This is a genomic window from Pseudomonas peradeniyensis (assembly GCF_014268935.2).
Classification (GTDB): Bacteria; Pseudomonadota; Gammaproteobacteria; order Pseudomonadales; family Pseudomonadaceae; genus Aquipseudomonas; species Aquipseudomonas peradeniyensis.
The window spans coordinates 111388-126932 of record NZ_JABWRJ020000004.1 but is presented as its reverse complement, the minus strand read 5'-3'; the positions used below and the strand labels follow the sequence as shown (position 1 = coordinate 126932).

Here is a 15545-nt window from a genome sequence, read left to right as displayed (position 1 = left end):
TTTTCGATTTTCGCCCGTCCTCCCATGGCCAACACCATCAGGAGTATCGAAAACATGAACTCGCCGATTCGAGCGCTGCCGCGTTCCACCTCGCGCAGCCTCTGCCTGGCCGTGCGCCTGGCCCTTTGTGCGGCACCGCTGGTGCTGCCTGCCAGCGCCTTGGCCGAGCAGATCGTGCAGCGATATGACATCGCTGCCGGCCCATTGGGTGAAGTACTCAGTCGTTACGCCCAGGCCAGCGGCGCCCCCATCTCGTTCGAATCCCGCCAGGTGCAAGGTTTGACCAGCCCGGGCGTTCGAGGCAGCTTCACCACCGAAGGCGGTTTTGCCCAGGCGTTGCTGGGCTCGGGGCTGGTGGCAAGGCCAACCCAGGATGGTTATCAACTCCTGCAGGCATCGCCGGTTACAGACGCGCTGGAGCTCGGGGCGACCACCATTTCCGGCAAGGTGCTCGGCGCGACTACCGAGGGCAGCGGGTCCTACACCACGGGGTCAACCAATACGGCGACCAGGCTCGCCCTGAGCCTGCGCGAAACACCGCAATCGGTGACGGTGATCACCCGCAAGAAGATGGACGACCAGAACATCCAAAACCTGGACGATGTCGCGCGCACGGCAACCGGCATCACCCTCACCAAGATCGGCACTGACCGCTCTACCTATTACTCGCGCGGCTTCGAGATCAGCGATCTGCAATACGACGGTATTCCGACCAATATCTCGGAAAACTACTCGATGGACGTCATGTCCACTTCGAACATGGCGATCTATGACCGCGTCGAAGTCGTACGCGGGGCCAATGGCTTGCTGCAGGGGACAGGTAATCCGTCGGCGGCAATCAACCTGGTGCGCAAGCGACCGACCCAGGACTTTCGCCTGGGCGCGGAGCTGGGCGCGGGCTCCTGGGACAATTATCGTAGCCAGGTGGATGTGTCCGGGCCATTGACCTCAACGGGCAATGTGCGCGGCCGTGCGGTGGCCTATTACAACAACGCCAACAGCTACAAGGACGGCTCCGGGCGCGACAACCAGTTGCTCTACCTGGTCGGGGAAGCGGATCTTGACGACGCCACCGTGCTGACGGTCGGCGCCACGATCCAGAAGGACAACCAGAACGGCTATGACTGGGGCGGCATGAATACCCGCAGTAACGGCTCTTTCTATCCGCTTTCGCGTTCCACCAATCTCAACGGCAAGTGGGCCCATCTGGATCGCAACAACTACACGCTGTTCAGCGATGTCACGCACACCTTCGACAACGAGTGGAAGGTGACCCTGGCCATGAACGCGATCTGGTCGGACGCCGACTTTCTCTCCGCGTATCCGAACCGGGTATCGGGTGACAACTATCGGATGACCGTCTCCCAGGCCGACTACGAAGACACCCAGTTTGCGCTGGATCTCTACGCGACCGGCCCCTTCGAGCTGTTCGGGCGCAAGCATCAGCTGATGCTTGGGGCCAACACGCGCCAGGACGAGTTCGACGCGGTGATCAAGAGTGCCACCAACAACCCGACGATCAACATCACCGACTTCGACTACAGCGCGCTGCCCAACCCCATCCTCAATGCCATCGGCGCGGACTACAACTACACGCGCAAGGAGCGTGGGCTATACGGCGCCTCGCGCTTCAGCCTCACTGATGACCTGAGCCTGATCCTCGGCACGCGGGTGAGTTGGTCGGACTACAAGGTGGGCAGCCCCTATACCAATGATCAATACCGCGAGAATGGCCGGCTGGTGCCCTACGCCGGGTTGGTACTGGACTTGGACAAACACCACACCTGGTATGCCAGCTACACCGAGATCTACAAGACACAGAGTTACTATGGTGTCGGCAATACCCTGCTTGATCCGATCGAAGGCGAGAACTACGAAACCGGTATCAAGGGTGAGTACTTCGACGGTCGCCTGAACACCTCCCTGGCGATTTTCCAGACCAACCTGGAAAACATGCCCGAGGCACTGTCGGTGTCGCCCACCTGCGGCGTGACCGGTACGAGCAAGTGCTATGAAGCTGGCGCAAAAGTGCGTAACCGCGGCTTCGAGCTGGAGATTTCAGGCGAGCCATTGGAGAACTGGAACGTCAGCGCGGGCTACACCTACAGTGATCCCGAGTATGTGGCCGGCGGAAGCAAGGGTTCGGACTACTATCGCAAGATCCCGCGGCGCCTGCTCAAGGTGTCGACGGACTACCGCTTGCCCGGTGTCTTCGACCAATGGCGTGTGGGCGGCGATGTGTATGCCCAGAGCCGCACCGCCGCCGATGTGACCGGGTACACGATTGAACAGGGTGGCTACGCCTTGCTCAACCTGCATGCCCATTACCAGATCAACCAACAGTTCAGTGTGCAGTACAACCTCAACAACGTGCTGGACAAGACGTACTACCAGTCGTTGCCCACTTCGAACAATTTCGGTGGCCTGTACTACGGTGATCCTCGCAATTTTGCGGTTACCTTGCGCTACCAATATTGATCAAAGGCCTGGGGTGGCGCTTCACCCGTCTTGTACCGATGCCCTTGCAAGTACGCATGCAGTTGACCGCGTCGCTGATTGCCGTAGAATCGCGCGCCCAAAATTCAGCAGGCATGGCGAGAGGGAGCTTCAATGCAACGGGTGATGATCATTGGTCAGCCAGGGTCTGGGAAAAGTACCCTGGCGCGCAAGCTGGGCGAGCGCACAGGGCTGCCGGTCGTGCATATCGACACGATTCACTGGCAGCCGGGGTGGGTCGAACGCAGCCGTGACGAGAAGACGCGTCTTTGCCATGAGGTCGAGGCCCGTGAGTGCTGGATCTTCGAAGGCGGACATTCGACCACATGGAAAAACCGGCTGGCCCGCGCTGACATGCTGATATGGATCGATCGTTCGGCGCCGCTTCGATTCTGGCGTGTGTTCCTCAGAACAATGCTGAACCGCGGTCGATCCCGGCCTGACTTGCCGGACGACTGTCCGGAACTGCTGGCCAACCTGCCGGAGTTTTTCAGGTTCATGTGGCGGACGAAAACCTCGTCTCGGGAGGCGATCAAGCGATTCATGGCGACGGCGCCGTCGGGGTGTCGCGTGGTCTGCCTGCGGTCCAATCGGGATACCGAGGTTTTTCTGGCGAGTCTGGGCGAGCGGCCTGATCAGGCTGTGCAAGGTCACTAGATGCTCGAGCTCGATTGGCGGCAGGCGCCTGCCGTGAAGGCGCATCAGAACGTTTAACCTGCCCAAGGATGGCCCATGGCGCTGACCAGCAAGATCACCACCTACAACCCTGAATGGCCGCAACGGTACGAGGCGGACAAAGTGCTGCTCGCCTCGGCATTCGGCGATGAGCTACTCGCCATCCACCATGTGGGCAGCACGGCTGTCCCACAACTCGCGGCCAAGCCCGAGATCGATGTGCTGATCGAGGTTTCAGAGCATCGCAATGCAGCAGCCCGAGATGAGGTGTTGCTTGGCCTGGGGTATGTCCGCGGCAGTGACCTGTCGGAAGGTCACCATTTCTACCGCCGCAATGTTGGCGAGGTGCGCACCCACAAGATCCACATCTGCAGGCGTGGACACCTTTCAGTCATCCAGATGCTGACGTTCAGGGATCTGCTCAGGAACGACGCCTCTCTCCGGCAGCGATACCAAGATCTCAAGCTTGAGCTTGAGGCCACCAATGCCGGGGGGATGGCTGAGTATCTAGAGAAGAAGGGGCCGTTTATCCTTGCGGCGCTGCTTGAGGGCGGTATCAGGCGGTGATGAGGGCTATTCGTTTACTCAAGACCGGCTGCTTTCGATCCATTGCTGGCTTTACGAACGGCAGGAGTCGGCCATTGGTTTCGTTCGCGATTTAGCGACCTACGTCCGCTTCGCAAAGATCACCGATAATTGGCGGCGCAGTTTGGTAAAGCCGTTCTAGGCCGAAATAACTCAATATTTGACTGGCGCAAGTGGGCTAAGGACAGATACCCTGAAGCACTGGTTCTTCGGGTGCCAGTTTGACGTCAATGCAAGCTGACAAGGCGGACGAGATGCCATCTAATGAAAGCATGACCATCCATATACAGCGTGTTGAACCAAGCGAAAAACCAGAAACCTCTCCGAAAGTCCAGGTGCCTATGTACGCTGTCCGTCATGAAAGCGCACGGCGGTGGGTTGACCTCAGTCTTCATCTCTCTGATCTCGAGGTCACTCTCAATTGGCTTGAACTTCTCATTCACAAGCACATTCAGCAAACGCCAGAAGCAGACGCCTTGTGGACCGCCGCGCTCACGATGTTCTTCAAATGTTTCAAACGCAGCGCAAGTCGGACCAAGCTTGATGCGACACTTGTTTTCGCGAATGAGCCAGATGAGGGGCGCGCACAGTTTACGGTTCTCCAGGCATTGAGGGATAAGACAGTTGTTCATGATGAGAATGCGTATACGCAGGGAGCAGTATTGGTACCAATTTTCAATCCTGATGGACCAGTGGCAAAGGTAGGTCCACCAGTGTTGACCCTCTTTAAAGCATCAACGCTTGATGATGAGCACATCAGTAATCTAAGGCTACTTACTTTGGCAGCTATCAATTACGTGAGTTCTGCAGCTGCAGCTGCTTCAGCAGAGGTCGAGGCCTACATGTGTTCGGCTTCCCGTGCCGAATTAGTGGCTGTTGGCCCATACCGCTACATGTCACCTTCCGTGGAAACTGCCAGTCTGCGCAGGAGTGGTTGATCAGGAATTTTGTCAAGAGTGACTTTGGCATCCCCACTGGCGGACCTGTAGCTTTTCCGCTGGAAGGAATGGCAGCGAGTACGCTCATTTCTCTAGGCAAAAATTGCTCACACAACCGCTCGGGGCCAGAAAATAACTAGCCTGGCGCTCTCCGCCCGTACCGTGGGCAATCTGGCCGGGCCAGTAGCAGGGCTCGCCTCCGGTGCTGTCGAATCACTGATCATCAGGGACGAGAGTAGGATACCTGTCGGGGTTCAGCATGGATACGTTGTTGGGGCAATGCGTAAGCAACACGTATCAGCGATCAGATATGTCGGAATTACTATCGGAGCGATGGATCAAATGACGACAGTATCCAGCCTCATCGGCCCTTGGAAAGGTGCGGCGTCGACAACGTTGCTACAGCGTTGTCGAGATGCCTGGGACACGCCTTTTGAAGACCTTTCAGATCTCATGGTCGCTACTTTTCTGAGCCAGCGAATCGCAGTTCCTCAACTGTTGGTCGAGGCCATGCGGCGGCTGGATTCAGAGCCCCGCGATGGCACGGAGTACTTCGATGGCCAACTGCTTGAGGCAGTTTCGGCGCTGAAAGCTGACGGTGTCTGACCGTTAGCTGCCCGGCTATGGGGCGATAGCGGCATCACAACAGGACACCAGTATGTACGCATTCCTCAGCCTGTCTTAATCGCCATTTCACAGCCACCGAAAGTGGTCGTTTGCAACGTCACGTCTGCCCATCACTCGAATAGGCTTTCGTAGCTTTCAGCGCCGTGCGGAAAGTTGTTGCGGCGCCAGGAAGGCGTCGTGGAAGTAATTGTGGAACGCATGCATCGCCGGGCTGAATTCCCGCTCGCGATGCCAGGCCAGGCCGACGCTCATGGGGGTGACCTTGTCGCTGATGGTCACTGTTTCGATGCGTTTACCCTCCAGCGACCAGGGGCGGTGTACCAGGTCGGAGAGAATCGCCACGCCGCTGCCGTTGGCCACCATGCTGCGCACAGCTTCCACGGAGCTGGTGCGGATTCGCACGTTGGGTTGCTGGTGGGCATGTTCCCAGTAACGCATGGCGCTTTGTTCGGCTTCGTCGACGGTAAGCAGGATGAAGGGCTCCTGTGTGACGTCGGCAAGGCTCACCGCCGAGCGTTCGCACAGCGGGTGATGGCTGGGCAGCCACAGCCGACGCTCGGAATTGAACAGGGTTTTCGAGACGATGTCCGGGTGGGTCAGGTTCGAGGTCAGCACCACCGCCATGTCGAACTCGCCTTCCAGCAGGCCTTGCTCGATGGCCTGGCGCTCCCGTTCGTGCACTTCGATGGCCACGTCCGGGTGCCAGTGTTCCAGGCGTTGCAGGTGGTGCGGCAGGAAGTAGCCGATCACCGTGTAACTGGCCGCTACCCGCAACAGGCCGGTGGCGCGAACGTCCGGCAGTGGGCTGTTAAGGGCGTCGTCGACGCTGCGCAAGATCACGTAGGCCCGATTGAGAAAGTGCCGTCCGGCATCGGTCAGGCTCATGCCCTGGGCCGAGCGCTGGAACAGCAGCGTGCCGAGCATGCCCTCCAGTTCCTTGATCGCAGTGGTTACCGCCGACTGGGAAATATTCAGATGAATCGCAGCTTGGGAGATTTGCCCGATCTCGGCCGTGGCGACGAAGTAGCGAACCTGGCGCAGGGTCAGAGACATGAACACTCCGCTTGATGGGGTATCTGTTTTTCAGAAGATATCCCCTCGGATAATAGATCTTCCCAAGGGGGTGGTTGGAACTTAACGTGCTCTGCATGAAGTCACAAGCGTCAGGAGCACGTGTCATGCAGGCAGTAGATTTCAACTCGGACATGGGCGAAGGCTTCGGTCCGTGGACTATCGGCGACGGGGTCGACAACGAACTGATGGGCTTCATCAGCTCGGCCAACATCGCCACCGGTTTCCATGCCGGCGACCCCGGCACCATGCGTCGCACGGTCGAGCAGGCCAAGCGCCTGGGCGTGGCCGTCGGTGCCCATCCGGGTTTTCGCGACCTGGTCGGGTTCGGCCGCCGCCACATCCATGCATCGGCCCAGGAGCTGGTGGACGACATGCTGTATCAGCTGGGCGCCCTGCGTGAGCTCGCCCGAGTTCAAGGCGTGGCCCTGCAACACATCAAACCTCACGGTGCGCTGTACATGCACCTGGCCCGGGACGAAGAAGCGGCGCGTTTGCTGGTGGAAAACCTGCAGCGCCTGGAGCCTGAACTGCTGCTGTATTGCATGCCCGACTCGACGATCTGGCGTATCGCCACGGAGCTCGGCCAACCGGTGATCCGCGAGTTCTACGCCGACCGCGAATACGACATCAGCGGCTCCATCGTCTTCACCCGCAATGTGCGTGCCTACGACCCCGCGCAAGTCGCTGCGCGGGTCCTGCGTGCCTGTCAGCAAGGCGTGGTGCGCACGGTGGAAGGTGAAGACCTGGCGATCGAATTCGATTCCATCTGCTTGCACAGCGATACGCCCGGTGCCCTGGCACTGGTCGAGGCCACCCGCAAAGCGCTCGATGGCGCGGGGATCCAGGTGCGCGCACCGCGATAACGCCATCTAAGACACCTGGCACGCAGACGCCAGGGTTTGCTCGACACACAGATTTTTTTGCCTGCCTTTCTACAACTATTCCAAGAGGAACAGACATGGCGCAGCACACAGTCATCACCCCGTTGCCGGGGACTTTCTACCGCAAGGCCACCCCGGAGTCGCCGAACTACGTCGAGGCCGGTGCCAACGTCAGCGCCGACACGGTGATTGGCCTGATCGAGGTCATGAAGCAGTTTTCCGAACTGACCGCGGGTACGGCAGGGCGTCTGGACGCTTTTCTGGTCGAAGACGGTGATCCGGTGGAACCGGGTCAGGTCATCGCGACACTCGAAGACGCGTGAGGGCACGACCATGACCCAAGCCATTGGTAAACTGCTGATCGCCAACCGTGGCGAGATCGCCGTGCGGATCATCCGTGCCGCGAAAGCGCTCGGGATTCCAACCGTGGCGGCATGTAGCGAAGCAGACGCCGACTCCCAGGCCGCGCGCATGGCCGACGAAGTGCACATCCTCGGCCCGGCCCGTGCTGACAAGAGCTACCTCAATGTCGAGGCCTTGCTCGGTGCCCTGAAGGCCACCGGGGCCAACGCGGTGCACCCGGGTTACGGCTTTCTTTCGGAAAACGCCAAATTCGCCGAAGCCGTACTCGCGGCTGGCGCGATTTTCGTCGGCCCATGCCCCGAGACCATCCGCCGCATGGGTGACAAGGCCGAAGCCCGGCGCACCGCGCAAGCGGCGGGCGTACCGGTGGTGCCGGGTTCTCCCGATGAACTGTTCGATGTGGAGTCGGCGGTCGAGGCCGCCAAATTTGTCGGTTTCCCGCTGCTGATCAAGGCCTCGGCCGGAGGCGGCGGACGCGGGATTCGCCTGGCGGAAAACCTGCAACAGTTGCGCGAAGAATTCCCCCGTTCCCAGCGCGAAGCCCAGGCCGCCTTTGGCAATGGCGCGGTGTATCTGGAGCGCTTCATCGGCAAGGCCCGGCATATCGAAGTGCAGGTGCTGGGCGACGGCAAGCAGGCGGTGCACCTGTTCGAGCGTGAATGTTCGCTGCAACGCCGTCGCCAGAAGATCTTCGAGGAAGCGCCGTCGCCGGTCCTCGATGCGCAGCAGCGCGAGGCCCTGTGCGCGAGCGCCGTGCGCCTGACCGAGGCGCTGGGATACAAGGGCGCCGGCACCCTTGAGTATCTGTACGATGACGCCACCGGCGAGTTTTTCTTCATCGAGATGAACACACGGATCCAGGTGGAACATCCGGTCAGCGAGCTGATCACCGGTATCGATCTGGTCCAGGCCATGTTGCGCATTGCCGGTGGCGAGCCACTGGGACTCAAGCAAAGCGATATCGAGATCAACGGCGCAGCCTTGCAGATGCGCCTGAACGCCGAAGACCCCGCGCGGAATTTCTTCCCAAGCCCAGGGCTTGTGCAAGCGCTGAACTGGCCACAAGGCGAGGGCGTGCGTATCGACAGCCATCTGTATGAAGGCTACCGGGTACCGCCATACTATGACTCGCTGCTGGCCAAGCTGATTGTTCATGGCCGTGATCGCGCCGAGGCCCTGGCCCGCGCGCGACTGGCGGTTGAGCAGACCACGCTCACCGGCATGGCCAGCACCTTGTCGTTGCACGGCGAACTGCTGGAGCAATCCTGGTTGCACACCGCCGATTTCCACACCGGCACTTTGGAATCCTGGCTGGCCGAGCGCCGCAGCGGAGGTGCAGCATGAGCAGTCCGATTCGCTACAGCTTTGGCGCCGACGAACATCTGTTTGCCGAAGTCAGCGACAGCATGTCCCTTGAAGCCTTCTTCAAGGGCATGGCGGTCACCCGCGCGGTGGAGCGTCTGGCCCTCGATGGCGTGCTCGACGTGTGCTTGGCCAACGCCTCGTTCCAGATCCGCTTTGACCCGGATCGCGTCGCGCCGGCCGATCTGCTTGAAGCGGTGAAGGGGGCCGAGGCCAAGGCCGTGGCCGAGCGCACCCTGCACACCCGGATCATCGAGATCCCGGTGCTCTACAACGATCCCTGGACCCACGAAACCCTGATGCGCTTTCGCGACCGCCACCAGGACCCGAATGCCACGGACCTGGAGTACGCCGCGCGCATCAACGGCTTGGCCGACGTCGAGGCGTTCATCGCCGCCCACAGTGGTGCGCCCTGGTTCGTTTCGATGGTGGGCTTCGTGGCGGGCCTGCCGTTCATGTTCCAGATGGTCGAGCGCGAACGCCAGTTACAAGTGCCCAAGTACCTGCGACCCCGCACCGACACACCGAAACTGACCCTGGGCCATGGCGGCTGCTTCGGTTGCATCTACTCGGTACGTGGCGCCGGTGGCTACCAGATGTTTGGCGTCACCCCGGCACCGATCTACGACCCGCAGCAGAACCTGGCCTACCTGAAGGAACACATGGTGTTCTTCCGTCCCGGCGACATCGTGCAGTTCAGGCCGATGGACCGCGATGCCTATGACCACGCCGTGGCCGAGGTCGAAGCCGGGCGCTTCGATTTGCGCATCCGTCCGGTGGAGTTCTCGCTCGATGCGTTCCTCGCCGACCCGATCGGCTATCCCAAGTCGCTGCAGGAGGTGCTGGCATGATCAAGGTGCTCAAACCCGGTCTGGCCACCTCGGTGCAGGACCTCGGCCGCGAAGGCTACTACCACCTGGGTATCCCGCCTTCCGGGGCGCTGGACCAGTACGCCCTGAGCGCGGCCAACCAGTTGGTGGGCAATCCGGCCAATTCGGCGGCGCTGGAGTGCACGTTACTGGGGCCGGAGCTGGAATTTCAGCAGGACGCCCTGGTGGCGGTATGTGGTGCGCAGATGACGCCGAAGGTCGATGGCGTGGACATGCACTTGGACACCGCCTTCGAAGTGAAGGCCGGACAAGTGCTGCGTTTCGATTTTCCCAAGGCTGGCGCGCGGGCTTATCTGGCGGTGGCCGGCGGTATCGATGTGCCGGTGGTGCTCGGCAGTCGCTCCACCTACGCGCTGGGGACACTGGGTGGTTTTCAGGGGCGCAGGCTGGTGATTGGTGATGAACTGCCGGTAGGCACCGCCAGCGGCAAGGGGCGTGTCGGGGCGAGCCTGCCCATGGCGTTGCGTCAGTCGCTGGGAGGGGAGATCACCCTGCGGGTGGTGCCGGGGCTGTACTACGACCGCTTGACCCTGGCGGCGGCGGACAGCTTTTTCGCCGAAGCCTGGACCGTCGGCTCGGAGGCAGATCGCATCGGCTATCGCTTCAAGGGTGGCAGCCCGCTGAGCTTCCAGCCTCGCGAGCAACCGTTCGGCGCCGGCTCCGATCCTTCGAACATCGTCGACAGCTGCTACCCGATCGGCTCCATTCAGGTGCCGGCAGGGCTCGAGCCCATCATCCTGCACCGCGATGCAGTGTCCGGTGGCGGCTACGCGATGATCGGCACGGTGATCAGCGCTGATCTCGATCTGGTCGGCCAGATGCAACCCAACCAGAAGGCCCGCTTCGTTGCGGTGACGCTGGAAGAGGCGCTGCAAGCCCGACGTTCCTATAAGAAAAAGCTCAGCTGTCTGAGCAAGCTGTTCCCTTCCTGATGCAGTCGATTTAGTAGGGTTTAGTTGTTACACCTGTACGGAAAGTCACCGAGCGGTGGTCAGGCAAGGCTAAAACAGGCGGGGAGCGGTCGGAGTCGCGCATCACTTGACTGGCATTGGGACAAAGCGATCTGGCCGACATGGCCCCAGGGCACTGCAAACCTCGCCATCGATGATCTCCTCGCTGGCGAGTCTCCCCACTATCGCCGCCAACGTAACGCCGGGGTGCACTGCACATACATAGACGCCGCCCACTTTGGGTAGATAACCGATGATGGGAGTCCCATCGGCAGGCATGGGCCTGAACCCGATACCCGCCCATTCCGGCTCTATGGAAGTGACGCCATGGAGCTCGTTTTGAATGGCCTTGGCCGTTCGTAGCGCTATCGCGGCCGGCTGATTTTCCACGGTGTCGTCCAGGTAATCTTCTGCTGCCAGCAGCGTCCCTTGCGCAGTTTGCCTTACTTCCATTGCAGGGCTGGAGATGAGGGTGCGCACCAGGTCGGGTTGCGTCTTGTAGCGGATGAGCAGGGCAGGTGAGGCCTCTATCGGAAGCGACACGTTCAGCTTGTCCGTCAGCTTTGTGATACCTGTCCCGGCTGCCACGACGACGATATCGGTTTCGATGATGCCCATTGCAGTTTCAACGCCGGTCACCTTTGCATGCTGGATTGCAAGGCCGAACACTGGCGTTCCAGTGAGCATGCTCGCGCCATGGGCCTCGGCACCAGCGATCAACGCATGGGTAGCGGCCACGGGGTCCAGCGCGCCTTCTGCTGGCGCATAGGAAGCAGACTCAGGCGGGTGCTTGAGATTGGGCTCAAGGTCTTGAATCTGTGATCGAGAGAGGCTGTTAGCCAAAGGCGGGTTACTTGCAGCCGTCGGCGCTGCGCTCGACATCTCGCTGTAGCACAGGGCCCCCGTCCATCGTACCTTCAGGCCCGGCAGCTCAGTCTCGAGTTGGTGGTAAGCTTCGATCGCAGCGCCACGCAATTGTGCGATGGGGTCGGATTCGGAGAATGAGGTATTGATCCAGGCGAATGAGCGGCTGGTCACGCCCGATGCTATGCCTTCAGCATCGACCACGGTGACCTTCGCGCCTTTACGCGCCAGGTGATACGCCAGGGATGCGCCCATGATGCCTGCGCCAATGACAACGATCCGTTTGCTCTGACCTGTCACTCTATCAACCTCCGTTCTGTCGATGGGTCGATGGTACGACAGCGGGGACTTTCATCACATGAGAACGTTCTTTTTCGGGGTGATTATCGAGTATCTGCTTCTGGCCGTTGCTGTGGAGTCAGGGGCCGGTAGCGGGCGCCGGCAGGCGAATGCCGCGCTGCACGGCGGGACGCTGCTCGATTTGTCGGTACCAGAGGTTCAGATGGCGGTAGGGGCTGAAGTCGAAGCCAACGATCTCGGCGATGTGCAGCCAGGCGAAGCTGGCGATATCTGCAATCGAATAGGATTCGCCGGCCAGCCATGGACGGGTGGCGAGCTGCTGGTCGAGAAGTGCGAAGGCATCCTCGGTGAGGGCGAGGTAGCGCTTCTGCGCCGCAGGATTGGGGATGGGCTCGAAGCACTCGAAGTGCACGCGCTGACCCAACAACGGGCCCATGCTGGCGCTGTGGTACATCAGCCAGGTGATTGCCGCCCAACGCGGTTGCGCGGCCTGTTCGAGCAATTGGCCGGTGTGTTGCGCCAGGTACAAGAGAATCGCGGCTGATTCGAACAGCACGATGCCGGCTTTGCGGTCTACCAGCACCGGGATGCGGCCTGCCGGGTTGAGTGCCAGGAAGTCTTCGTGGCGATGTTCACGTGGACCAGGCGATAGGGTAGCCCCATTTCCTCGAGGGCAATGGTGATCTTGAAACCGTTGGGGGAGCTGTCGGTATAAAGCACAAACGCAGGGTCCTGCATGTTGTTCACCTTAATAAAACTGATTCGAATGTGTCTGGCACAACGCTATGCTAGGTATCATCCAGGTGGTTTACGAACGATCATTCCACTTACTCAGATCAGTTTTTCTAAGGTTGGTATTGCATGGGTGCCGTGTTGCCGTTGCTCGCGTTGCGTGCCTTTTCCGAAACCACTCGCCTGGGCAGCCTGAAGGCCGCCGCCGAGCGCATGGGCGTGACCCCGGGCGCTATCAGTCAACAGATTCGCCTGCTGGAGGATCGCCTCGGGGTTACCTTGCTGACCCGCAGCCGTTATGGCGTGCAGCTCACGGAGGCGGGCGCGAGCCTTTATCCGGGGCTGTCACGCGGGTTTGGCCAGATCGAAAGCGCGCTGCTCGATCTTCAAGTGCTGACGCGGGCCAACACCCTGACGATCAGCACCCAGCCGTCATTCGCGTCCAGTTGGCTGGTACCGCGGTTGGCGGACTTCAATGCGCTGCACCCGGAGATCGATGTGCAGGTGCAGTCCACGGCCGAGCTTGTCGACCTGCACCGGGAGCCTGTCGATATTGCCCTGCGTCATGGCCTGGGGGATTACCCGGGGCTGGAGTCGATACCGCTGCTGGCGCCTGTGCTGCTACCGGTGGCCAGCCCTGGTCTGCTTGCTGGCGGGCCGGTTCTGGAGGCGCCGCAGGACTGCTTGCACTACCCACTCCTGCAGGATGCTGATCGAGCCGACTGGACGCTGTGGTTGCAGGCTCATGGTGTCGAGCCCGATCACCGTAGCCGCCGGGGACCGAGCTTTGACGAGGATCTGCTGTTGGTGCGTGCGGCTGTCAGTGGGCAGGGTATTGCCCTGGTACAGGCGCAGCATGCCGAAGAGGAATTGCGAAGTGGCAGGTTGGTGGTGGCGCTGGACCGGGCCTGGCCTTCGCGGTTTGCTTATTACCTGGTTGGTCGCGGGGAAAACATGCGGCGAGTGCAGGTGCGTGCATTTGTTGAGTGGATTCAAGCGCGGGTTGAGGCTGAGGCGGTATTGGGTGATTGTGCTGGAGAGTCTGGTTCAGGTGTCTGCGCGTAGGATGGTGATGACGAGTTGAGGTGGGTAGAGCGGCAAGGTTGGGCGGGTGGAGCTCAGGCGTGGGGTGACGCGAGTGTCTGCCTTGGGACGAAAGGTAGCTATCGACCCAAAGCAGCCGTTCGCGGCAGGCAAGATTGAAAAAGGCCCTATTGTTACTGGCGGCCTCACATGCCCTATGCTAGGCAAGGCGAACCAATTGCACCTAGATAAAAACCTTAGGCTCTGTACGAAATGTATCTGCACTCGCCCATACTGCGTTGAAATGGGGCTCGGAATGCTCATGTACTCCAGTACACTCCGCTTCCTCCCCCCGTTCCGCCTTGTCTGGCCTTCGCGCAGACACACTTCGTACAGATCCTAGTGATTTCATATCAACGCCGTTTAGGGATGAACGGTGTATCGCCATCTAACGGTGGAGTTTTCTTTACGGTATGTATATGCTCGTTGATGAATTTTTTTTGAAATCCACCGCCTTTTAAGTGGGTCAGGTTTTCATCATCAACAGTAGTCAACTGATCGGCTATTGTTCTCGGCAGCCTTTCTCCAAATATTTTTTTTACATTCTTGCGCTCATTGAATACTAATCCGGTGAAGAATTCAAATTTGTCCAATGCTTTAAATTCATAAAAGCCTGCCCCATTGATGCCGGCATTTGCGTTTGATGATCCGCTAAATGTAAAGTCTAATTTTGAGCCTCCGCCATTCGATACGCAGCGAAATGATGCGGAAGTCGATTCAAATTTTCCAGAATAAGCATAATCCGTATCGGTCCTGCTGAAAATCTGCCCCTTTATGAAAAGCGCTCTACCGATCAGTTGTATTATCATTACGCAGCAATCGGCTATTCCATTAGAATCATACGAAACATTAAACCAGACGCCTACGGTATCACTGCGAGTAGAACCTTCCCATTTTTTACTGTCAGCCTCCAGAGCGGTCCAGTACTGGTTGAAATAAGCAATTAATTTTCGGTTTTTTGTTCGGAAAACCGAAGTGTCAATAGCCCCCTCAAAGAGGCCAAATCCGAACCAAACTTCTGTGCCTGAATTTGCGGATGAATTTTCAGTGTTGTCATTGGAAAAAATGACAAAATTGATCACCGGATACACCGCCTCCATGACTCGCGGGTCATAGTCTACGTTTCCACTATCGGTGCGTGACTTTCGCAGCGTCACCTGACCTTCGATCTCCTGTAATAGTCCCACGTCGGAGTATAGTTCGTGCCATTGTCCTCCATGATTGATGACTGTATCGATTAGTAAGAATCGCTTCTCCAATGGCTGCCTCGAAATAAATTCTCGAGCCATTTCATGCCCTTTGTTGTTTCTCCCGTAGAAAATCAATGTGTTTTTTACCGTGGTGGCTTGCTCGCAAAGTTTCTTTAGTCTAAAGAAGTGTGAGTCGAGTAAGCTACCTGCTCTACCCATGTACTCTACTTCGCATCCATTTATTTTTAAATTTCTAAAATCTCGATTGAAATCAGAAAAAAAGGTTTCTGACTTGATCATCGATTCGCCTAGGCAAAGCCCGATGAAGATAAGTACTCCAATGATAAGGCAATAGCTGTTCCAGAGGTATTCTGGTGGTGCTCCACTGGATGATGGCGGAAAAAACGTAAGCGCAATAGATAAGATGACGCTGGCGCCGAAATTGAACAAGAACAGTATCGTTCCGCTAATTTTGTTTATGAACTGGATAAGGCGGTGCATGTCCTTCTCCTGCAAGATAAGTGTTGCTCGCCAC

The 15545-nt window shown here is 58.9% G+C and carries 15 protein-coding genes; 11 read left to right on the top strand and 4 right to left on the bottom strand.

Features of this window, described 5'->3' with window-relative positions; genetic code table 11:
* Positions 1 to 54: 54 nt before the first annotated feature.
* The 5 genes from HU751_RS20915 to HU751_RS20895 all read left to right on the top strand — a co-directional run bounded on the left by HU751_RS20915 (position 55) and on the right by HU751_RS20895 (position 5300).
* Entirely contained in the window at positions 55 to 2478 is a 2424-nt protein-coding gene (locus tag HU751_RS20915) for a TonB-dependent siderophore receptor (protein ID WP_186732298.1), read from the top strand.
* A gap of 132 nt (positions 2479 to 2610) precedes the next feature.
* On the top strand, positions 2611 to 3153 hold the full coding sequence (locus HU751_RS20910) for an AAA family ATPase (RefSeq protein WP_186732299.1): 543 nt from the start codon (positions 2611 to 2613) through the stop codon (positions 3151 to 3153).
* A gap of 75 nt (positions 3154 to 3228) precedes the next feature.
* Entirely contained in the window at positions 3229 to 3738 is a 510-nt protein-coding gene (locus HU751_RS20905) for a GrpB family protein (protein WP_186732300.1), read from the top strand.
* Positions 3739 to 3986: 248 nt separating this feature from the next.
* Positions 3987 to 4694, top strand: a complete 708-nt coding sequence (locus HU751_RS20900) for a hypothetical protein (protein WP_186732301.1) — start codon at positions 3987 to 3989, stop codon at positions 4692 to 4694.
* Between the two features lie 279 nt (positions 4695 to 4973).
* Entirely contained in the window at positions 4974 to 5300 is a 327-nt protein-coding gene (locus HU751_RS20895; protein ID WP_186732302.1) for a contact-dependent growth inhibition system immunity protein, read from the top strand.
* Between the two features lie 156 nt (positions 5301 to 5456).
* Here HU751_RS20895 and HU751_RS20890 read toward each other — a convergent pair whose 3' ends face one another.
* Complete coding sequence (locus HU751_RS20890; protein WP_186732303.1) at positions 5457 to 6374, bottom strand: LysR family transcriptional regulator; 918 nt, start codon at positions 6372 to 6374, stop codon at positions 5457 to 5459.
* Positions 6375 to 6499: 125 nt separating this feature from the next.
* Between HU751_RS20890 and HU751_RS20885 the strand changes: the two genes are divergently transcribed.
* From HU751_RS20885 to HU751_RS20865, 5 genes are all read left to right on the top strand, one after another.
* Positions 6500 to 7258: a 5-oxoprolinase subunit PxpA gene (locus HU751_RS20885; RefSeq protein ID WP_186732304.1), complete on the top strand. Its 759-nt coding sequence runs from the start codon at positions 6500 to 6502 to the stop codon at positions 7256 to 7258.
* Positions 7259 to 7353: 95 nt separating this feature from the next.
* A complete protein-coding gene (locus HU751_RS20880; protein ID WP_023629552.1) occupies positions 7354 to 7599 on the top strand; it encodes an acetyl-CoA carboxylase in 246 nt (81 codons plus the stop codon).
* 10 nt (positions 7600 to 7609) lie between these two features.
* Positions 7610 to 8983, top strand: a complete 1374-nt coding sequence (locus HU751_RS20875) for an acetyl-CoA carboxylase biotin carboxylase subunit (protein WP_186732305.1) — start codon at positions 7610 to 7612, stop codon at positions 8981 to 8983.
* Positions 8980 to 9852 carry a 5-oxoprolinase subunit B family protein gene (locus HU751_RS20870; RefSeq protein WP_186732306.1) on the top strand — a complete coding sequence of 291 codons (873 nt, stop codon included), beginning with the start codon at positions 8980 to 8982 and terminating at the stop codon, positions 9850 to 9852. The genes HU751_RS20875 and HU751_RS20870 overlap by 4 nt, the downstream gene beginning before the upstream one ends.
* Entirely contained in the window at positions 9849 to 10823 is a 975-nt protein-coding gene (locus tag HU751_RS20865) for a 5-oxoprolinase subunit C family protein (RefSeq protein ID WP_186732307.1), read from the top strand. The genes HU751_RS20870 and HU751_RS20865 overlap by 4 nt, the downstream gene beginning before the upstream one ends.
* A gap of 102 nt (positions 10824 to 10925) precedes the next feature.
* On the opposite strand, the gene HU751_RS20860 is transcribed toward HU751_RS20865, so the two are convergent.
* The gene (locus HU751_RS20860) at positions 10926 to 12005 is read right to left on the bottom strand and encodes an NAD(P)/FAD-dependent oxidoreductase (protein WP_367616979.1); all 1080 of its coding nucleotides are present in this window, start codon (positions 12003 to 12005) and stop codon (positions 10926 to 10928) included.
* Positions 12006 to 12123: 118 nt separating this feature from the next.
* Positions 12124 to 12594: a glutathione binding-like protein gene (locus HU751_RS27050; RefSeq protein WP_367616991.1), complete on the bottom strand. Its 471-nt coding sequence runs from the start codon at positions 12592 to 12594 to the stop codon at positions 12124 to 12126.
* A gap of 272 nt (positions 12595 to 12866) precedes the next feature.
* Between HU751_RS27050 and HU751_RS20850 the strand changes: the two genes are divergently transcribed.
* Positions 12867 to 13802 (top strand): LysR substrate-binding domain-containing protein, encoded by a 936-nt coding sequence (locus tag HU751_RS20850; RefSeq protein ID WP_186732308.1) that lies wholly within the window; start codon positions 12867 to 12869, stop codon positions 13800 to 13802.
* 371 nt (positions 13803 to 14173) lie between these two features.
* On the opposite strand, the gene HU751_RS20845 is transcribed toward HU751_RS20850, so the two are convergent.
* Positions 14174 to 15511, bottom strand: a complete 1338-nt coding sequence (locus HU751_RS20845) for a hypothetical protein (RefSeq protein WP_186732309.1) — start codon at positions 15509 to 15511, stop codon at positions 14174 to 14176.
* Between the last annotated feature and the right edge of the window lie 34 nt (positions 15512 to 15545).